The following is an 18,435-nucleotide window of genomic DNA, read 5'->3' on the forward strand; positions in this document are numbered from 1 at the left end:
CTTGTCGGGTCATCGGGCGAGGTCGTAGTCGCCGGCGGTGGCGGTGATGGTGGTGACGTAGTTCTGCGTCTCCGCGTACGGGGGGATGCCGCCGAACTGTTGGACGGCTCCGGGTCCGGCGTTGTATCCGGCGAGCATCAGCTCCACCGGATCACCGGTGATGGCACCGGATTCCATACCAGGGCGCAGGTCGTCGAGGACGGCGCAGTTGTAGCGTCCTTGCGCCATGACCGCATCCCCGACGTCGTCCGGGTCTCCGGCTCCGGCGGGTCCGGTGACCTCGCCGGTCTCGTCGTCGACGGGGAATCCGTAGGACGCCCAGGTGCCGGGTAGGAACTGGGTGTAGCCGCGTGCCCCGGCAGGACTGGTCAGGCCGGGACGAAACCCGGACTCCTGCTTGAGTTGTGCGGCGAGGATGGCCGGGGAGAGTTCGCGGCACTGCGCCGCGGAGAGCGGCAGCCACTTCTCGAACTCCGGTGGGATCTGACCGGCCGCGAGGTCGGCGTGGTCGCCGATACCCGCGCCGGGTGCGGTGGTGCAGGTGCCGTTCGCTTTCGGGGCAGATCCCGCTCCACCCGGTGCGGAACCGTACCTCTGTCCGGGTGCGGGCGGTCCGTGGCCGATGGTGGTGACGTGGACGTGGTCGAAGTGGTTCTGCGTCGGTGATCCCCTGTCCTCCATGATGTTCGGTTCACCGCCCGTGGGGATGTACTGCTGTCGCCAGATCATGTACTCGATCTGCAACACCTCGCGGTTGGCCCACAGATAGTCCTTCACCTGATCGCCGAGGGCTTTGCCTTCCTCGGAAGACCAGTTGTCGATCATGATGTCCGCAGCCCGGCCGGACGGGTGGTCGTCGAAGCCGCCGCCGTCGGCGCGCCACCCCCCGATGGTCGTGATCTGCGGGAACTTGGCGTGGACGGCGCGGGCGACGCGGACGGTGTCGACCTGGAAGTGCTCCTCCGACCCGACCGAGGCGGGGAGTGCTGCCATCTCCGCGCCGCTCGCCGACACGGCGACGTCCGGTGCCGCCGGGGTGGTCGGCGTTGCGGAACCGGCTGCACCGGAACCGGGTTCGGCGGCTGCGGCGTAGAACGGTGCCGGGTCGACGGCGTTGCCGGGTGCCCACCCGCCTGGGTGGTATTCGAAGTGCAGGTGCGCTCCGGTGGTGTCGCCGTTGTTGCCCTCGTTCGCGATGTGCTGTCCGGCGGTGACCCGGTCCCCCACCTTGACGAGGACGCCGTCGGGGAACATGTGCCCGTAGACGGTGGAGACGACTTGGCCGCCGATGTTGTGGTCGAGGACGATCCACTGCCCGAATCCCTGCGCCTCACCGGCTTTGGAGACGACGCCGTCGGCGTAGGCGTAGATGGGTGTGCCGATCGGTCCGGCGAGGTCGATGCCGTTGTGCTGCGTTCCCCACCTGGGGCCGAAGCCGCTGGTGAGCTGCGCTTCGCCGGTCTTCATGGGTTTGGCGAACGATCCTGCCGGGACGCCTCCGGCCGACGGCACGGAGGTGCCCGAGGGCAGGCAGTCCTCGTCGCCCGAGGGGCTGAGGGTGGTGACGAACAGGACCACGAACAGTGCCGCCGCGAGGACCGCGATGAGGGCGACGATCCCGCCCTTCTTCACCGCCGCGCCCCGCTCATGACCGACTCGGCGGTCACCGAACGCGGTGAGACCGCGGCGAGCCGGTCGGTGAGTCGGCGGTTGACCGCGAGCAGCCGCTCGATCTCGGCTTCGGCGGCCCGCAGCTTCGCGACGACCTCGTCGGCGGCCGGGGCGCGGGAGGGCCCGAACTCGGTCTTGATCCACCGGTTCACGGTGTTGACGTGCGCGCCGATCTGCTCGGCGATGGCGGTGACGCACTGGTCGCGGGAGGCGTAGTTGGGCCGCGATGACCGGTAGGTGCTCAGCGCCCAGTTCCGGACGTCCGCCTCGTATCGGGGCCGCATCAGAAGTCCCCGGTGCCGGTGTGGGCGGCGACGAGGTCGCCGCGGCCACCCTGGAAGTACTCCGCGAAGCGGGCGTTGGTGTCGTGGACTCCGGTGTCGAGCTCGACGTCGGTGAACACCGTCTGGATCGGTATGCCGGGGGTGTTGTCCTTGGCGACCTTGATCAGGAACTTCCCCCGCCCGATGGGTGCTCGTGCGGTGCGCCGTTCCGCCGAGCGCAGCGCCGCCCCGCGGGACCAGGAGGTCACCATGCTCGCTTCGGCGGGGGTGAACTTGAGCTCGCCGGAGAGTCGTTCGACCTCACCGATGGGCAGCCCCCCGCATACGACCATGCCGGCGCGGTCGATGAACCCTTTGGCGGTCTTGATGTCGGCCTCGGTGGGCAGGGTTTCGAGGTCGCGGCCGGTGTGGGTGATCATCAGCAGCCCGGCGCCGTCGGTCCGGTTGAGGCGGGAGATCTCGTTGACGCGGGCGACCATGCCGGGGCCGGCGCCGATGACCTGCCACAGCTCGTCGAGGGCGAGCAGGAACAGCCGTTGCCGGTCCAGTCCGGCGTCGGCGAGCAGGTGCGCCGCTTCCACGGTGCCGTAGGCGTCGGCCCAGCAGGAGAGCATCACGGCCGCTTTGAGGGTGGTGTCGCCGCGGTCGAGGGAGGAGACGTCGATGACGATCATGGGGGCGTCGAGGTCGAGCGGTTCGGAGGTGTGGTCGGCGAAGATGTCACCGAGCGGGCCGGAGATGAGCGCGCCGAGCGCCTGCATCAGCTCGGTGATCTGCTCCCGGTATCCGCCCCGCGTCGTCTGGTAGGCCGCGCGTTGCATCGCCGAGGATCCGGCGTCGATGCGCTCGTACAGGTCCACCAGCAGTGGGGGCCGGTCGTAGCTGAAACCGCCGTCGGAGTAGAGCTCGTCGAGGGCGGTGCCGATCAGGGAGTTCTCGAACGCCTTCACCGAGTGCGTGTCGTAGCGGATCAGCTCCACCAGGGCGCACACGGCGTTGACCTGTCGGGTCCGCACGGTCAGCTCGGCCGTGCCGATCAGCTCGTCGAGCTGGGCGACCCTGGCGCGGCCCCCGGCGGCCGCGGCGTCGACGCGGGCGCGGCGGATGCGGGCGACGGCTTGGCCGAGGGTGCCGGCGGCGAGCGGGTTGAGGTGCCCGCCGCCGTAGCCGAGGGTGACGACCTGGCCACCGACGAGGCGCGCGAGCTTGACGTATTCGGCCTTGATGTCGCCGGCGACGATGGGCGTCTGCCCCCACGCGATCGCACCGAGCAGGATCTTGCGGATCAGCGACGACTTCCCGAGTCCGGGGAGGGAGAGGACGAACATCGACGGGTTGGCGATGTGGTTGTCGCGGAAGTAGGCGAACGGGTCGCACGAGACGGCCTCGCCGGTGATGGCGTGCTGGCCGACGATGGTGCCCGAGGCCGGTGCTGCGGCGCCGACGGACCACGGGTTGAACCCGCACACCTGCACCGACGACGCCTCGTACTCGATGGGCGCGGGGACGGCGAGCATCCGGCCTCCGCCCGGGCCGGTGTAGCCGCGGGAAGTGGCGCGCTTGGCTCCGCGCCACCAGGGATCGCCCGTCAGTTCCTCGGTCACCTCACCGTGAGCGTTGCGCCACCGGGCCAGCCCGAGGCCGGTGCGGGTCCACCAGGCCGGTTCGTCGTCGTCGTCGCCGTCGGCGATGCGCTGCGCCAACTGCTCGTAGTCGACGTCGGCGATCAACCAGCGCACCCCGCGAGGGAGCATCTGCAGTCGAACCTCCGCGCCGTCGTCCGTATCGAGATCGTCGCGGGTGCTGGTGGTGATGCTCATGGGGAACCTTCCGGTGGGAACGGCGGGCGGAGAGGACGTGGGCGGCGCTGGTGCAGCTCAGCTGTGCCGCACCAGCGCCGAGGTGGTGACGTGGTCGGGCAGCAGGAACCCGACGCCCAGGCCGGCGGCGAACGCGGCGTCCTGGAAGCCGTGGGCGCGGCGCAGCCCGAGGCGAGCGCGGGCGGCGAGCGATTCGATGACCGCGGCGGCGTTCGCGACGTCGGCGGGATCGGCCACGGTGATCGTCACCAGCGCCGAGTAACGCAGTTGCCCGGCCCCGGCGACCATCTCCTTGCGGGTCTGCGAGGTGATCTCGAGGCGCTTCTCCGCCTCGGCGGAGCTGATCTTCGCTCCGCGGGAATTGATGGCGTGCAGCGCGTCTCGGTGCTGCTTCTCGACCTTCTTGGCCGCGTCACCGGCGGAGAACGGCCGGTAGATCAGGGTGAGGCGCTTACGCAGCAGGTCGTCGTGCGGCTGGAGCAGCGGCTTGAGGACGGTGTCGGTGAACACCGATTCCGGCGGCGCGGCCATCTCGTAGACGACGGAGACGACTCCGTCGTGCCGGTACTGCCCCCACACCGAGGAGGCGCGGCCGGGACCGGCGTCCTCCCACGCCACCCCGTGATCGAGGCCGGCGATGTCGAGTTCCTCGAAGTCGTTCTCCGTGGACGGGTTGTACGAGCGGTGCACTGCGGCGGTGATCTCCGCCGCGGTCATCGGTTGCGCGTCGATCCCCGCCCCGGCGAGGTTGCCGTAGAGGTCCGGAAGTCGCCGCGCCAGCTCGGCCGCCATCTCCTCCGGATCGTTCTGCCGTTCTTTGGTGGTGGCGCGGAGGGTGATCGACAACCGGGCCAGGGTGCGGTGACGGCCCGACGGCATCCGCACCGACGATTGCCGCACGAACGCCGTAGACAGCTCCGGTGCGTACGGGACGACCTCACGCTCGACCAGACGAGACAGGCGCAGCCCGGTCGCGGGGATGTTCTCCACGACCACCTCGGCGCCGACGATGTCGCCCGGCAGTCCGAGGTCGGCGAGGTAGACACCCCACTCGGCGGTGTAGAGGTCCTTCTCCCCGCGGGCGACCGCCTCGTCGCCGCCGGGGAGGCAGTCGATGACGACGGTGTACCGCTGCTTCTTGGGGTGGTGGATCATCCCGAACTCGTTGCCGTGCCGGTCGATTCCGACGTAGAGCGTGGTGTGCGCCAACCACCCGGGCAGTCGGTAGCGGCCACCGGGGATCCGTGAGTGCGGTCCGGCGTGGTACTCGGCGGAGCGGCTGACGCGGCTGCGGAAGAACTGCATTCTGAGGTGGCCTTTCTCGTAGAGGGAGCGCCCGCCCGGCGCGATCGCCAGCGGCACGAGGAGCACCGCGCCGAGCGCCATGAGGGCCAGGCCGGCGGGGACGTTTCCCCAGATCAGGACCGCGAACGCGAGGGCGAAGAACCCGCCCGCGTAGGCGATGACCTTGTTGGAGAGCCCGAACGCGAAGGTGCTCTTGGGGCGCGTTCCGGCGGAGTAGATCGCCGGTTCGTCGTGGACGGCCGCAGATGAGGAGAACGTGGGTGCGGTCATCGCTGAACCCGTCCGTGGTAGTTGCCGACTGCGCCATCGGCGGCGGCGCCGAGGCTCTCGGCTACCTGTGCGGCACCTCGGACGCCGGACCCGGCGGTGCGCATCGCACCCGCGGCCCCGGATATGACACCGCCCGTCGCCCGTCGGCCGCCGGAGGCCGCTCTCGACAGCGCGCCAGTGGGCCCGGACCGTCCCGACGAGCCGGCCGAGGCCGACCCGCCCGTGTAGCGGCCCTGCATCCCGGCGACCCGTTTCGCGCCGGTACCCGCAGCGCCCATCCCGCCGCCACCGCCGCCGGACGACGCCGGTGAGACGGTCCGGGCCATACCGCCCAGGGCGCGAGCACCGGTCGCGGCCGCTCCACCCGCCAGCGCCCCACCGGCGGCAGCGAGGCCCGCGGCCTGCGATCCCCCGGCGGCGATGGTCTCCGCGGCCGGGGAGATGATCCGCACCAGCGTGGGCAGGGCGAACCCGACAATTGCCAGCAGCACCGACCCGATGATCACGGAGGACACCGGATCACCGGACGCCGCGGACTGCGCCCAGAACGCGAACAGGTACAGCAGCGTCGCGACCGGCTTGAACAGCAACGCACCGATGGTGAAGGCGATCATCGACTTGTAGGACGAGCGCCCAGTAGCGGTTGCCGAGGATGCCGCGGCGAGCGGGATGACGGCGACGACGACGCAGAGCACCGCCTCGCGGATGAGCAGCGCGATGAGTTGGGCGACAGAGCCGAGGAAGGCGAATCCGGCGCACGCGAGGGCGAACACCGGTCCCAGGCCGGTCTTGTCGTCGAACGCGGTGATGGCGGTGATCTTCTCGTTCAGGTCCGCCCCGACGAACTCCTTCAGGGCGAACGCCGATGCGGCATCCCCGCCTTGATGGAGCATGAGCACCAGCACCGGCAGTAGCGAGACGGTGAACACGGTGCGCACCAGCATGTTCGCGGTCTCCGTCGCCCCTTCCATCACGGCCTGTTTGCGGGCGATGGCGAGTTTGGTCATGGCGATGACGATGGAGGCGAACAGCGCCGCGATGGTGAACCCGGAGACGATGTTGCGTAGCCCCGACATTGCGGTTTCGGCTCCGAGTCCCGGTATGCCGGTGGTCATCCAGAACGTCATCACGGTGCGGAAGGCTTGGGCGTTGCCTTCCATGACGGCTTTGGCGAAGTCGCCGACGGAGTCGCCCCAGAACGCGGAGGCGGCGGACGATGCTGCGGTGGACACGGCCGCGCCGGGGTTGTCCTCGAATGCGTTGATCAGGCAGAAGGTCTCCGGTACGAGGTTTCCGGTTGCACCGTTGATCACGTCGCCGATCCACGGTGCGTCGGTCTCGGCGAGGCATTCGCGCCGATCCTGTTGGAAGGCGTTGCCGTCGTCGGTGATCCCGGTCACCGGGGCTACCGGGGGCGGGGTTGGTTCCTGGGCGGCTGAGGTGCCGGCGCCGAGGCCGAGCAGGGCGAGGAGGACGACGACGGCCGCGGTGAGCCGAGCTAGGCGCGTCACGAGAGCGTCCAGGGGGTGAACCCGGCGATGCTCGTGACGTCGGGTGTCGCGGAGACGGATCGGCCGTCGAGTCGAGCGCGCCACTCGCCGCTGTCGTGGAACAGTGCCGCTCGCATCACGGTCCAGGCGGGGGTGGTGCGCCGCTGGCCGTTGTCGTCGATGGGGATGTTGATCGCGTACTCGACGGAGGCGAAGTCGTCGGTGCAACTGACGATCCGGAACGCCTCGGGGGCTGGGAAGGAGGAACCGCTGAGTCCTTCACCGTCCCAGGACTGGCCGGCCGATTTTTGCGCCAGCTCGTCGGTGGCGACGGTCAGTTTCTCGTAAGCGTCCTTGGCCACCGGGCCGGGTCCGTAGACGCGGCCGATCCAGTTCCACCCGGCGAGCGCCGCGCCCTGGGGGGTGCGGGCGTACCCGGTTAGGACGTTGCCGTCGACGCGGGTGGGGCCGTCGCTGGTGGAGACCAGCGTGGGCAGTCCGACGGTCTGCTGGATCTGCACGCCGGTGGGAGAGGAGACAGGTCCGGCGGTGGCGCATCCGCTGCGCTCGCCTGCCGGTTCCTGCGTGAGCGGTGCTCCGACAGGGTTGTTCGGGACGGTGACCTTACGGCCGAGGATGTCCACGACGGGGGTTCCGAACCCTGTGCGGCCGTTGTTGACCGAACCGGGGACGGACGGGGCCGGTGCCGGCGCGGACGTCGTCGACGGGTCGGCAGTATCTGCGGACGCGTCGTCGTCCCCGAGGTTCGGGACGACGAAGATCAGGCCACCGATGACGGCCAGGACGACGAGGGCGGCTGCCGCGATCAGCAACCGGCGGACGAGGGTGCTCATGAGGCAGCTTTCAGTTCGGTGTAGCCGGCGAGGTCGTCGAGCTCGGCGGCGTCGATGTTCTCCTCGGGAGTGGGGAGCACGATCCGCCAGTCGTCGCCGACCCATTGCAGAGCGACGGGGTAGCCGTAGAGCTGCGAGTCCTCGCCGATGGTTTGTGCCACCGACACTGCGGCGGTCGACGCATCGGGTTCGTAGGCGGTGACGTCGAAGCCGACGAACCGCGGCGCGGAGTCCTGCGGTACGGTCCCGGCGACGGTGACGGCGGCGCGGGCGACCGCGAACGCGTCGCGTCCCGGGCCCGGCGCAGTGACGGTATTGACCACTCCGGGCCAGGTGCGATCGTCGGCAACAGCGAGTGCGGTCTGCCCGTTGATCGCGGCCAGAACCGCTCCCTGCGGGGTCTTGTCGTATCCGTGGCGGGTCACTCCGGTTCCCGTCGACGGTCCGGCACTGGGCGAGCTGGGCACGTCGACGCCCCCGACGGTGCGCCACTCGAGGTCGGCCGGCGCAGAGGCGGTGTCTATCTGCATCTCCGCAGGTGCGGCACTGTCGCTCGACTCCGACCCGCACGCTGCGGTTATCAGAACGACGCTGACGACGGCCATGAGGTGGTCGGTGCGGGACAGTGTCACGGGCGGTGAACCTTTCGGGGATCGATGCAGCCCCGGGGATTCATGCCAGGACCGCTTTGGCTATTCCGGCGGCGGATCCGATGACGGCGGCGCAGAGGAGGATGCGGGCAAGGGTGCCGTCTTCGACGACCTGCGTGCCGGTCGACTTGCGCTGGTTGACGAAGACCGCTCCGCACACGAAAAGCGCTGCGACGCAGACAACGACGGCAAACCCCATCAGCCATGAGAGAGCACTCATCAGCGGATCCCATACCTCTGCGGGGAACGTCACCACGTTGGTCGGTGGCTGCGCGAGGACCTCAACGACCGATACTGCAGGTGTCACGGTGCGGTGCTGCCGTCCGGGGAGGTGGCGACGGCGGTCGTCTGGGCGCTGTCGATCATCCAGTCGGTGCCGCCGCCGAGGGCGACAGCGGAGATCGCGAAGCCGCAGATGCCGCCGAGCAGGATGCCCATGGCGCGAGAACTACCGGATGCCAACAGAATCATTCCGAAGGCGATGGCGATACCGGACGCGATCAGGGTGCCGCGGGCGAGCGTGTCGAGCAGACCCGGCGCCGAGTCGAGGACACCGGTGACGGTGCCTTCGAGTTCGGCCACGCCCGTGCAGACGATCGCGGCGGGGGCGCTCACAGGACGAGGCCGTTGATCAGGCCGGAGGCGGAACCGAGAACGACTGCCCCGACAAGGATGTACCCGAGCGCGCCGGTTGCGTCGCCACCTCTGCCGGTCAATTTGTCGTAGCCGAGCTTGACGCTGCAGATGGAGGCGGCGGCAATGGAACCGAAGATGCAGCCCATCATCAGCCAGCCCATGAGCATGTTGATCTTGTCGCCGAATTCCCCACTGGGCATGATGGGTTCGACGTCGCCGATGTTCTGAGCGAGGAACACGGTGACGTCGGTGCGAAGCTTGGAGAGCATGGTGGGTCCTTTCGGAAACGGGGTAGGTCGATTCGACCTAGGGTCAATGCTGAGCAGCGCGGCGGGCGGCGTCGAAGGCGGTGTGACCGGCGGCGACGATGCCGAGGTGTGGGGCGGCCGCGGAGGTCACCGATCGCATCCGGCCGGGCCGCGGTGGGTCCGGTTCGGCCGGTGACCACACCGCGAGGTCGGAGTGGGTGTGTACGCGCAGGTCCGGCACCCACGGCAGGTGCCACACCGCGGGTGCGGCGGACGCCACGACGTCGGCGCTGCGGCGCAGCGTCTTCGGCAACTTGCCCGGTGCATCCGGAACCAGCGCCAGACCGAGGACGGTGCACCCGCCGGTGAGACCGGCGGCCGACTGGAGCAGCAGGTCGTGGGCGGCGGCGAGTCCGGTGCGGTGGGTGCGGGCGACGACGATGACCGACCGGTACCGGTCGTGGGCCGGCCACCCGCCGTGCGCGTCGGCGGCGGGTGCCCAGACGCGCGCGAGAGTGGACACTCCCGCGCCGCCGTGTGCGCCGAGCAACCACATCACCGGCGGTCGCCCGACACCGGCGACCGGTTCGGTGTGCACCAGTGCCTGGCGGTCGATCGGTGGGATCCGCAGACCGGCGGGGACGACGGGGGCTGACCCCGAGGTGTCGTCGCTGTAGAGCTCGTGATCGTTGATCGGCTGTGCGGCCATGTCGACGTCTCCTTCCGCGGGTGAGTCGGTCACCTGGCGGCGGTCGGGGTGGACCCGGCCGTCGTCGGTGCAGGCGAGCCAGTGGTCGTCGGTGCAGGCGTGGTCGTGGTGCCGCTGGTGGTCGCGGACCGGCCGCTGGTCGGTGCGGCGCCGACGGCGGACCTTGCACCGGCGGTGAGGATCTGGCCTGCGCTGCGGACGGTGTCGGGGGTGGCGAGGAGCTGGGCGCTGCGGCCGAGGACGGCCCCTACTTTGTCGGCGAGGGTGCTGTCACCGGTGAGGTCTGCGGCGAGCGCGACGATCCACCGCACCGTCAACTGCACCGGGGTCTCGCCGCGGGTGCCGACCGGGACGCTGTCGTAGGAGCCATGTTTGACGGCGGTGTTCCAGTACGAGGTGTCGGTGACGAGCTGCGCGAGGCCGGCGTTGTCGTCGATGGTGCGGGTGACTTCCTCGAACGCGACGTTCACGGCGGAGTCGATCGTTGCCGGGGGCACCAGCTTGACCGCGGCGGTGCCGACCTTTGCGGCGAGGATGCCCAGTGCGGCAGGGGGGTTGGTCAGGCCGACGGTGGCGAGCTGGCCGATGGTCTCCGGGGTGACGACGTCCTTGGCGACGGTGATGGCAGCGCCGATCGCCATGCCCGCGATCTTGGTGACCGCGCTGACTGCCTCGTCGATGGCTTCGTCGTCGCCGACGGCTGTCGGGTCGGAGTATTTGGCCATCTTCCCGAGCACTGTGTCGGGGGCGCTGGTGACCTCGAACTTTCCACGCTTGCTGTCAAAGTCGAGGTTGTCGTTGACGATCGAGGCCCCGGTGAGCAGTGCGGAGCGTCCGACGGCGGTGGAGACGTCGGTGAGGATGCGCACCGGGTCGCGGGTGTCCATCGAGGACTGTCCGGCGATGTTGGCGACCATCTTCGCCGCGGGAGTGTTCGCGGGGGTGTCGCACGCGAGATCGCCTGCGGTGCAGTACGAGGCGACACGGTCGGCGACGGCGCCGAAGTCTGCCTCGGCAGGATCAGGGGCTATGCCGCCCCCGGCGGGTGGTGTCGCGGCGACGGCCGGTGCGAGCTGCACGGACTGCACCGCTGCCCCGTCGGTACCGGGGGCGGGCGCGGGACTGGCGTCACCTCCTCCGAGGACCGGTTCGCCCTGTCCGCGTGTGGGGTCGGAGAACAGTGCGCCGCCGGCGAACCGGTCGGCGTCGATGGGTCCGGTCCCGGCTCCGATCTCGCGGATGACCTCGGAGGCGATCTGACCACCCTGGGAGTACCCGGAGACGAACACTCTGGTGCCGGGGCACTTCTCGGCGATGTCTCCGATCATGGTGGTGGCGTTGTCGATGCCGGTCTGCACGGACGTCGCGTAGGTGTCGGAGGACCGATCACCGGGCTTGCCGCCGAACGACGCCGGATACGGGACGTAGCTGCGGTCCAGTGCGGGTTCGGCGCCGGAGTTGGCGTCGCGCATGGCCGGGACGGTGAGCCGGGAGAAGAACCCGGAATCAGCGTCGGGTGAGCTGTTCTCGTCGATCTCGGTGGTACCGGGGACGACGACCAGGTGCAGCGGTGCGCACCCGTCGGCGGCGGCTGCCGTCGTGGTCGGTGTGGCGTGCGCGGTCGCGGCGGCGAGCAGGGTCGCGGCGACTGCGGTGGCCGCGACGGCGGCGCGAGCCGTTCTGCGGTGCAGGGCGGGGGTCATGGGTGGTGCCTCTCGTCGAGCTCGGATCAGCGGCGGGTGATGGCGGTGATGGAGGTGGAGCCGCCGGACTCGGCGGTGGTGAAGCGTTGAGAGGAGGTGCGCGGGTCGACGCCGGGTCCGCGTTCGACCACGGTCACGTCGTAGACGCCGGATGCAACGGGGTCGGCGAGCACGCAGAACTCGACCGCCGGTTCGAGGGCGTCGATGCCCATGCGCAGGCGTTCGGCCGATGCCATGACGGCTTCCGGTGCACCGACGGCGCGGGCCGCGACCGGGTCACGGTCGTAGTAGAACGCCTTCTCGAAGCGCCAGATCGCGCTCAGGCCGGGATCGGCGGTGCCCTCGGTGACCGGCTCACCGGCACCTTGGCCGGCGCACCAGGTGAAGTCCGCAGCGGCAGCGGCGCCCGCTGCCGGCTGCGCCGCGACAACAGGAGCGGCCTGCGTGCTCGGAAGAAGTCGTGCCGGATCCGCGGTGAGGGTGTCCTCGGTGGCTCCGGTGAGGAACACGGCGGTGACGCCCACCGCACCCACCAGGACCAGGAGTGACGCGGTGACCGCCACGGCGGACCGTTGACGACGCCACCACGAGGGCCTGGCAGCGGGGCCGGCGGCTCCGCTGCGCAGGGTCTCGGTCGCCGCGTCGAACGTCGATGTCGGAGCGTCTGCGAGCCAACCGTCGTCGTCCGTCTTGACGTCTCGGTCGGCGAGGACGGTGAGGCGTCGGTTCGGTGGCGTGTCGGTGGACGCGGCGGGACTGTCGGTCGGAACGGGCGACCGTTCGCCTGTGGCGGGCGGTGCGGCGAACCAGTCGTCGGCTGCTGTGTCGTCGGGATGAGCCACAGCGGGACCTCCTCGGTCGGGTCGGGCGAACGTCGGGTGCGGACGAGCGGTGTCGGCCGCACCCGGCATCGGTCAGTCCCCGATGTTCAGCGCGGACAGTGCGCCGGTCAGGGCTGCTGCGCCCTGATCGAGCGCGGGGGCGTTGTCGGCGATCACGGTGTCGACCGCCGCCAGGACGTCCGCGCCGCCGGGCACGTCGGTGACCGCTTGGTGGGCCTGCTCGACGTAGGCCGGGGCCGTGTCGGGCACCTGCTGGACGTCCTGCGGCGGCGTCCACACCGGCGCGGCCGGGGCGGGAGCCGGTGCTTCGTGTACAAGGACCGGCTCCTCGATGATCTGCTGTTCTCCACCCGTGACGGTGGCACCGAGGAGGCCGCCGAGTGCGGCACCGGTGACGGTCAGGCCGAGGACGATCGGCACGGACAGTGCTGCTCCCGCGGCCCCACCGGCCAGTGCGGCTGCGCCGGGGATGAACACCCACCCGACGGGCCCGCCCCACACGATCGCCCCGCTACCGGTGGTCGCGGCGACACCGAGCGCTCCGCCGAGTGCTGCCCCAGTAGCGGTGATGACGGCCGCGGGGACGAGCGAGGCGAGTAATCCTGCGGTGCCGCCGCCGACAATGCCGGTGGCGACTCCCGCGGAGATGCGGTCGGCGCGGGGTGCGTCGGCGAGTCCGGCGTCGACGAGAAAGTTCCCGCCGTCTGCCTGCAGGGCTTGACTGGTGTTGTTGAACTGCTCCACCAGATTCGGGTCGACTACCGTCGCGTCATACGGCACGATTTCACCGCCGACGCCGATGTACCCGTTGGGAATGTCAATGGGCGCAATGGCTGTGCGACGCAATGTGGGTGCGGGCGGTGGCGATGGTGTCGCCGCCGCCGGCCCGAGTGCCTGCTTGCCGTAGGACGACTGTTGACTGCCGGATCGATAGTCGTCGTAGCTACGCCAGTCGCTCTGCTGCACGCGAGGTGACGCCTGGAAGCCCGGTAGAAAATCCCGTTCCGCGGTGGGCTCGGGCGGCTGAGCGAGGGGAGTGGTGTCCGTTGTTCCAGACTGGGCAGAGTCGGGTGCGGTGACGAAGTCCTGCGGCGCACCTTCCGCTATTCCCTGACCGACCGTGAGTGCGATCAAGAGCGGCATCGCAGTGCACGCTCCTGCTCGGTATCGATGAGGGTTGTGTCTGCCGACATTGTGCATTGCAGAGTTCCTTAGCTAGTTGGTTGTGGCGCAACCACATCGAGGTCATGAGTGCCCGCCCGGGTCTGAGGGTCGAACTCGGGATGACACGGTGGCGTGCCGTTGCGCTTAATGTTCGGTTCGTCCGGTCGCGACTCTCATCTCGCCGCGAAGTCCGGCTCGCACAGGGTCAGCGGTCTCGGTGCGACCCAGCGCGCGACGACGAGTCCGTCGTCCGACCACGATTCGTGCTCGCGGTCGAGATGTTCGACCAACGAGCAGCGGAAACGGTCGCCCGTGACCACGTCGACGACAGTCTCCGCACACCCATGCCTGGTAGCTGTATCGCTCTCTGATGCCATGTCGCTTACCCCCGTCGTCGCCGCACAGCAACGATAGCAATAAAAACATAAATAAAGCTAGAAAAACGACAACATCCGATGGACCAAGAAAATGTTGTGAGATCTCCCGGCAGTCGAGTTGGTCTTGGGCTTTTCTTGCCGGTCCTGGTTCGGACCCCTACTGTTCCGAGCGTGGACGGTTATGGACGTTTGGCCGAGTACGCGTGGAAGCGCCGTACGCAGCTGGGTCTGTCGCGTCCGCAGGTCCGCGAGCGGGGCGGGCCATCGGTGCCGACTCTCAAGGACATCGAGGAGGGTAGTGGGCGGACCGTGTCGGCCGGGACGCTCGGCAAGCTGGACACCGGTCTCGAGTGGCAGCCAGGGAGCGCCGCCGATGTCCTCCGAGGTGGCGAACCGCGGAGTAAGTCGTCGACCGACGTGGACGCCGTTCTAGGCCCCGACACGGTCGTCGTGTCCGTGCGAGTCGTTCTCGACCTGTTGTCCATCTCCCGAGAACTGGACGCGATGGCGCGCGACCGCCAAGATCTCGCCGAGCTGAGTGCTCTGTCGCGACGTATGGGAGTTGCCCTGCGTCCGATCTACGGCGAGTACGTCACGCGGCTGTTCGAGGAGAACAGGCGACAGAACGGTTCGCTGTCGCCGATCTACGCGATGTTCGGGCAACTACTCGACGAGCCGAGTGAGTCCACCGACGAGGTGGAGCGGGAGGAGCGTCTTTACCGACGCTGGCTCGCCGGCCGTGACGTCGATGTGCCGACGGAGACGGTGGCCCGGTTCGAAGCGCGACTACACAAGGGGCAGAAGTGACGGGAACTGCAGCGCAGGAGGTAGTGCCAGTCAACGTGCGACTGGATCTACTCTTCAAGATCTGGCGCACCGAGGATGGCTCGGAACGAAGCCCTGAGTCTGTGGCATCGGACGTCAGTGAGGCCCTGGGCAGGGTCGTTACCGCACGCGACATCTCCGCTCTCCGTGAGGGGACGCGTATTGCCGCACGAGACATGCTCGAGGCGATCGCGACCGTGTTCCCGTCGAGCAGCAGCTACTTGCTCGACGATTCGGCAGCTCCGAGCATCCATAGTCAGCTCAGTTTGATCGAAGAGGTGCTCCATGGAGGAATCACCGGCATGAGGCTCCGAACAGGTGACGAACAAATGCGCATCGAGCATCTGACGGATCTCTTGGGCGACTTGCGCCGCGCGCGCGAGGCCGGTTCGTAACAGCTTCTGCTTTGCAATTCCTGGGGGGGAAATGACATTTTCAGCACATGATGTGATCGCGGCTGCCCGCGCCATCGAACTCTTGGTTCCGAGCCCGTGGGACAGAACGGCCTTCCTCGAAAGCCTGTCAGCCCACAGAGGTCGGCCGATCGCGCTGGTTCCCATCGACGCGGTGACGCTGCAGGGCTTGCCATGCGGACTGTGGTTGCAGTTCCACGATCACGATGAAATCGTCTGTCACGCGGACTCATCGAGTTACCACGTCGACCAGACGATCATGCACGAAGTCGGACACATGGTGCTGGGTCACGGGGGATCGACAGTTGCAGACGCCACGCTCCGCGAGCTCTGCCCCGACATCGACTTGGATGCGCTCGAATCGGTCATGAAAAGATCGAACTTCGATGACGATCAGGAAGGCGAAGCCGAGACCTTCGCTGATCTGCTCATGTCGGCGGCAGTGTCGCGCTACCGGCGTTCCTCCGCGATGCACGACTTCTTGGGTCTGACGTGACGTCTTCGGTGCCGATGCTGGTGTCATACCCACTGTTGCTGTGGAGCGTCGGCATCCTCCTCGCCAGGCTTGTGCTTGCGAGCCGGACTGCCACCTCCCGTCTCGTCAATATGGCTCTGGCGCTCGGTATTTCGTCTGGTCTCGCTCGCGAAGGGGCGATTCAATCGGCGGTGGCATCAGCGACCGGCACCATGATCGACGTGCCGCTGATGCAGCAACTCGGTACCGTGGCACTACTTTTGGCGCTTGCACCGCTGATCGCTATCGCCCTCCGCTGGCGACGACCTGAGGAACACGCCTCGACGACCACAGTGGTGATGATGCTTGCACTTGCCAGCGGAGCGCTGATGATCGTCGTCGGTTCCTCGGCGCGGGTCTCTGGCGAGTACATCGATGTGCAACCGGGTTGGCGAACGGCGGTGTACTTCGCGCTGTTCTCTGCGTGGGCAGCGTCCATGCCGTACCTGTACCTGCGTGTTTCTGTCGAGGAGCTGCGCCGCGGTCAGCTGCCGGCACAAGTGTCGATGGTGTTCTGGCTGTTCGCGATTGTGGCCGTGTGGGGTTTGGAGGAGGCGGTCTCGATCTTGCTGATGGGAGCGTTCGCAGCAACCGGAATCGCTCGGGACTTCGTGGCGTTGCGGGTGACGCTGAACGAGGTCAGCTTCATCTACATGCTGGCCTTGGCGACGCTGTGCGCAGCCTTACCCCTGTGGCGAGCGGTTACCGAGTCGCTGGGCGTCGACCGCTGGACCCGGTCGATCCGCTCTCTGACGCCGATGTGGTCGGAGCTCATTCGGACCTGTCCGGAGGTCGTCCTCCGCCATCCGTTACCGCAGTCGTCCCCCAAGCACAGAGCCCATCGCATGTGCGTGGAGATCAGGGATTCGCTCAGTTTGCTGGGCCGTTACGTGGAAGACCTCCCTGAGGAGGGTGCGGTCGACGACAGGTCGGCCGCAGAGGTCTTCTACCTCGCAGCACACAGACGACGAGCCGACGAGCCGCCAGGAGCGTTCACAAAAGTGCCGATCGAGCCGTCGGTCGACTTGAAGCAAGAAGTGCGAGTGCTGGCCGCCATCGGCCGTCACTGGCCGACCGAGCCGAGACTCATCGCAACAACGCAGGGGGAGCAGCAATGAACGACAACACCGTGAGACCTGTACGAGCGTCCGACCGCGTGCTGCCGCATCCACCGCGGCGGTTACCGGTGGTCGGCGACATTCTGGACCTCCACGTCACCGAGTCCAGTCAATGGGCGATGCGGGATGCGCAAAAGTACGGATCGATCTACGAACGCAACGTGTTCGGGACCCGCGTGACATACGTGTCGGGGCCCGTCGAGGTCGCGGCGGTGAACGACGAGACGACGTGGGCCAAGTTCCTCGGTGTGCCCATGGGCAACCTTCGACAAGTAGCCGGTGACGGGCTGTTCACTGCGTACAACTCCGAACCGTCCTGGGCGACAGCCCACGCGATTCTGGCACCGGCGTTCTCCCAGTCGTCGATGCGCAAGTATCACGACACGATGGTGGGCAAGACGGAGCACCTGCTGTCCTCCTGGACCGCCCGAGGTCCAGGAGCGTGGATCGACGTACCGGCGGATATGAACAAGCTCGCTCTTGGTGTGATCGGCGAGGTGGCCTTCGGCTACGACTTCAGATCCTTCGACAATGCGGCGCCGCACGAATTGGTGGTGCGGATCTCTCGTGCACTGAAATACATCAACCGGGCCGCCTACTCCCACCCCGCTCTCGAGGCGACGATGTACAGGCGTGAACGTAACCAACACCGAGACGACATCGAGGTAGCTCAACGACTCGTGGACGACATCGTCGCGACGCGGCGCGAGCGAGACGCCCCGGGGAGTGGCGATCTTCTGGATCTGATGTTGAGCACCGCAGATCCGGCAACGGGGGAGCGGCTGTCCGATCAGAACATTCGCAATCAGATACTCACGTTTCTGGTTGCCGGCCAGGAGACGTCGGCCGGTGTGATGGCGTTCGCTCTGCACTTCTTGTCGACTCATCCGGACGTGGTCGCGCGGATCCGGGCGGAGCTCTCGGCGGTGTGCCCCGATGGCGATCTCCAGTTCGATCACGTGGGCAAGCTGCGGTACCTGCGGCGCGTGGTCGACGAGACGTTGCGCCTGTGGCCGGTGGCGCCCGGGTACTACCGGAAGGCTCGTCGAGACACGATGGTGGGCGAGCACCCCTTCGAGAAGGGGGAGTGGGTGTTCGTGGTGTTGTTGCAACTGCACCGTGATGCTGCGTGGGGTGCTGATCCGGAACAATTCGACCCGGATCGGTTCGAGCGCAGTCGCGTTCCGGTGAACCTCGCTGATCTGTACAAGCCGTTCGGGACCGGACTGCGCGGCTGTATAGGCCGACAATTCGCCTATCACGAGGTGCTCGTTGCACTAGCTCTCATAGTCGGGCGAGTCGACCTCGTCGGGAAACCGAACTACTCGCTCGAAGTCGACGAGACAGTCACCCTGAAGCCTCGCGATCTATTTGTGCAAGTTCGTGATCGGCCTGAACACGCCGATTGGATACTGGGCGCGGTGCCACATCATCCCACCTGACCCAGGGATGCCAATCAGGACTGAAGTGGACGGCGGTGAAAGCGATGAGCGCTTCGCTCCTCGCGACCTCGCACGCATCGTGATACTTACGAGACTACGA

20 protein-coding genes are annotated in these 18,435 nt (G+C 68.0%); 5 read left to right on the forward strand and 15 right to left on the reverse strand.

What is annotated here, in order from left to right; translation table 11 throughout:
* Nucleotides 1-9 precede the first annotated feature (9 nt).
* The 15 genes from AC0IX4_RS03320 to AC0IX4_RS03390 form a co-directional block, all read right to left on the reverse strand.
* Nucleotides 10-1,632 (reverse strand): VldE C-terminal domain-containing protein, encoded by a 1,623-nt coding sequence (locus AC0IX4_RS03320; RefSeq protein ID WP_471828028.1) that lies wholly within the window; start codon nucleotides 1,630-1,632, stop codon nucleotides 10-12.
* Nucleotides 1,629-1,955, reverse strand: coding sequence for a transposase (locus AC0IX4_RS03325; RefSeq protein WP_471828029.1), 327 nt, complete (start codon nucleotides 1,953-1,955; stop codon nucleotides 1,629-1,631). The genes AC0IX4_RS03320 and AC0IX4_RS03325 overlap by 4 nt, the downstream gene beginning before the upstream one ends.
* Nucleotides 1,955-3,775, reverse strand: a complete 1,821-nt coding sequence (locus tag AC0IX4_RS03330; protein ID WP_471828030.1) for an ATP/GTP-binding protein — start codon at nucleotides 3,773-3,775, stop codon at nucleotides 1,955-1,957. Before AC0IX4_RS03330 ends, AC0IX4_RS03325 begins: the two co-directional genes overlap by 1 nt.
* Nucleotides 3,776-3,832: 57 nt before the next feature.
* Nucleotides 3,833-5,350: an SCO6880 family protein gene (locus AC0IX4_RS03335; protein WP_471828031.1), complete on the reverse strand. Its 1,518-nt coding sequence runs from the start codon at nucleotides 5,348-5,350 to the stop codon at nucleotides 3,833-3,835.
* Nucleotides 5,347-6,861 (reverse strand): hypothetical protein, encoded by a 1,515-nt coding sequence (locus tag AC0IX4_RS03340; RefSeq protein WP_471828032.1) that lies wholly within the window; start codon nucleotides 6,859-6,861, stop codon nucleotides 5,347-5,349. Before AC0IX4_RS03340 ends, AC0IX4_RS03335 begins: the two co-directional genes overlap by 4 nt.
* Nucleotides 6,858-7,694 (reverse strand): DUF8175 domain-containg protein, encoded by an 837-nt coding sequence (locus AC0IX4_RS03345; RefSeq protein WP_056444159.1) that lies wholly within the window; start codon nucleotides 7,692-7,694, stop codon nucleotides 6,858-6,860. The genes AC0IX4_RS03340 and AC0IX4_RS03345 overlap by 4 nt, the downstream gene beginning before the upstream one ends.
* Nucleotides 7,691-8,326: a DUF8175 domain-containg protein gene (locus tag AC0IX4_RS03350; protein ID WP_471828033.1), complete on the reverse strand. Its 636-nt coding sequence runs from the start codon at nucleotides 8,324-8,326 to the stop codon at nucleotides 7,691-7,693. The genes AC0IX4_RS03345 and AC0IX4_RS03350 overlap by 4 nt, the downstream gene beginning before the upstream one ends.
* A gap of 40 nt (nucleotides 8,327-8,366) precedes the next feature.
* Nucleotides 8,367-8,564: a hypothetical protein gene (locus AC0IX4_RS03355; RefSeq protein ID WP_471828034.1), complete on the reverse strand. Its 198-nt coding sequence runs from the start codon at nucleotides 8,562-8,564 to the stop codon at nucleotides 8,367-8,369.
* An 83-nt stretch (nucleotides 8,565-8,647) separates the two neighbouring features.
* A complete protein-coding gene (locus AC0IX4_RS03360; protein ID WP_471828035.1) occupies nucleotides 8,648-8,959 on the reverse strand; it encodes a hypothetical protein in 312 nt (103 codons plus the stop codon).
* Complete coding sequence (locus tag AC0IX4_RS03365; RefSeq protein WP_471828036.1) at nucleotides 8,956-9,249, reverse strand: hypothetical protein; 294 nt, start codon at nucleotides 9,247-9,249, stop codon at nucleotides 8,956-8,958. The genes AC0IX4_RS03360 and AC0IX4_RS03365 overlap by 4 nt, the downstream gene beginning before the upstream one ends.
* A 43-nt stretch (nucleotides 9,250-9,292) precedes the next feature.
* Nucleotides 9,293-9,937: a DUF6668 family protein gene (locus AC0IX4_RS03370; protein ID WP_471828037.1), complete on the reverse strand. Its 645-nt coding sequence runs from the start codon at nucleotides 9,935-9,937 to the stop codon at nucleotides 9,293-9,295.
* A gap of 29 nt (nucleotides 9,938-9,966) precedes the next feature.
* Nucleotides 9,967-11,640 carry a cutinase family protein gene (locus tag AC0IX4_RS03375; protein WP_471828038.1) on the reverse strand — a complete coding sequence of 558 codons (1,674 nt, stop codon included), beginning with the start codon at nucleotides 11,638-11,640 and terminating at the stop codon, nucleotides 9,967-9,969.
* A 26-nt stretch (nucleotides 11,641-11,666) separates the two neighbouring features.
* Nucleotides 11,667-12,482 carry a DUF8176 domain-containing protein gene (locus tag AC0IX4_RS03380; RefSeq protein ID WP_471828039.1) on the reverse strand — a complete coding sequence of 272 codons (816 nt, stop codon included), beginning with the start codon at nucleotides 12,480-12,482 and terminating at the stop codon, nucleotides 11,667-11,669.
* A 72-nt stretch (nucleotides 12,483-12,554) separates the two neighbouring features.
* Entirely contained in the window at nucleotides 12,555-13,625 is a 1,071-nt protein-coding gene (locus tag AC0IX4_RS03385) for a hypothetical protein (RefSeq protein WP_471828040.1), read from the reverse strand.
* Nucleotides 13,626-13,819: 194 nt separating this feature from the next.
* Nucleotides 13,820-13,966: a hypothetical protein gene (locus AC0IX4_RS03390; protein ID WP_222626677.1), complete on the reverse strand. Its 147-nt coding sequence runs from the start codon at nucleotides 13,964-13,966 to the stop codon at nucleotides 13,820-13,822.
* Between the two features lie 228 nt (nucleotides 13,967-14,194).
* Between AC0IX4_RS03390 and AC0IX4_RS03395 the strand changes: the two genes are divergently transcribed.
* From AC0IX4_RS03395 to AC0IX4_RS03415, 5 genes are all read left to right on the forward strand, one after another.
* Complete coding sequence (locus AC0IX4_RS03395; protein WP_471828041.1) at nucleotides 14,195-14,830, forward strand: helix-turn-helix domain-containing protein; 636 nt, start codon at nucleotides 14,195-14,197, stop codon at nucleotides 14,828-14,830.
* 23 nt (nucleotides 14,831-14,853) lie between these two features.
* Nucleotides 14,854-15,243: a hypothetical protein gene (locus AC0IX4_RS03400; protein WP_471828042.1), complete on the forward strand. Its 390-nt coding sequence runs from the start codon at nucleotides 14,854-14,856 to the stop codon at nucleotides 15,241-15,243.
* A 172-nt stretch (nucleotides 15,244-15,415) separates the two neighbouring features.
* Complete coding sequence (locus tag AC0IX4_RS03405; RefSeq protein WP_471828043.1) at nucleotides 15,416-15,757, forward strand: hypothetical protein; 342 nt, start codon at nucleotides 15,416-15,418, stop codon at nucleotides 15,755-15,757.
* Nucleotides 15,754-16,893: a DUF6545 domain-containing protein gene (locus AC0IX4_RS03410; RefSeq protein ID WP_471828044.1), complete on the forward strand. Its 1,140-nt coding sequence runs from the start codon at nucleotides 15,754-15,756 to the stop codon at nucleotides 16,891-16,893. The genes AC0IX4_RS03405 and AC0IX4_RS03410 overlap by 4 nt, the downstream gene beginning before the upstream one ends.
* A complete protein-coding gene (locus AC0IX4_RS03415) occupies nucleotides 16,890-18,335 on the forward strand; it encodes a cytochrome P450 (protein ID WP_471828045.1) in 1,446 nt (481 codons plus the stop codon). The genes AC0IX4_RS03410 and AC0IX4_RS03415 overlap by 4 nt, the downstream gene beginning before the upstream one ends.
* Nucleotides 18,336-18,435: the final 100 nt, after the last annotated feature.

Source organism: Rhodococcus sp. AC861 (assembly GCF_979256035.1).

Excerpts from the sequence above, each read along its gene's own strand:
- AC0IX4_RS03325 (WP_471828029.1), bottom strand. The coding sequence starts at position 1,955 with ATGCGGCCCCGATACGAGGCGGACGTCCGGAACTGGGCGCTGAGCACC.
- AC0IX4_RS03330 (WP_471828030.1), bottom strand. The coding sequence starts at position 3,775 with ATGAGCATCACCACCAGCACCCGCGACGATCTCGATACGGACGACGGC.
- AC0IX4_RS03335 (WP_471828031.1), bottom strand. The coding sequence starts at position 5,350 with ATGACCGCACCCACGTTCTCCTCATCTGCGGCCGTCCACGACGAACCG.
- AC0IX4_RS03345 (WP_056444159.1), bottom strand. The coding sequence starts at position 7,694 with ATGAGCACCCTCGTCCGCCGGTTGCTGATCGCGGCAGCCGCCCTCGTC.
- AC0IX4_RS03355 (WP_471828034.1), bottom strand. The coding sequence starts at position 8,564 with ATGAGTGCTCTCTCATGGCTGATGGGGTTTGCCGTCGTTGTCTGCGTC.
- AC0IX4_RS03365 (WP_471828036.1), bottom strand. The coding sequence starts at position 9,249 with ATGCTCTCCAAGCTTCGCACCGACGTCACCGTGTTCCTCGCTCAGAAC.
- AC0IX4_RS03370 (WP_471828037.1), bottom strand. The coding sequence starts at position 9,937 with ATGGCCGCACAGCCGATCAACGATCACGAGCTCTACAGCGACGACACC.
- AC0IX4_RS03375 (WP_471828038.1), bottom strand. The coding sequence starts at position 11,640 with ATGACCCCCGCCCTGCACCGCAGAACGGCTCGCGCCGCCGTCGCGGCC.
- AC0IX4_RS03385 (WP_471828040.1), bottom strand. The coding sequence starts at position 13,625 with ATGCCGCTCTTGATCGCACTCACGGTCGGTCAGGGAATAGCGGAAGGT.
- AC0IX4_RS03415 (WP_471828045.1), top strand. The coding sequence starts at position 16,890 with ATGAACGACAACACCGTGAGACCTGTACGAGCGTCCGACCGCGTGCTG.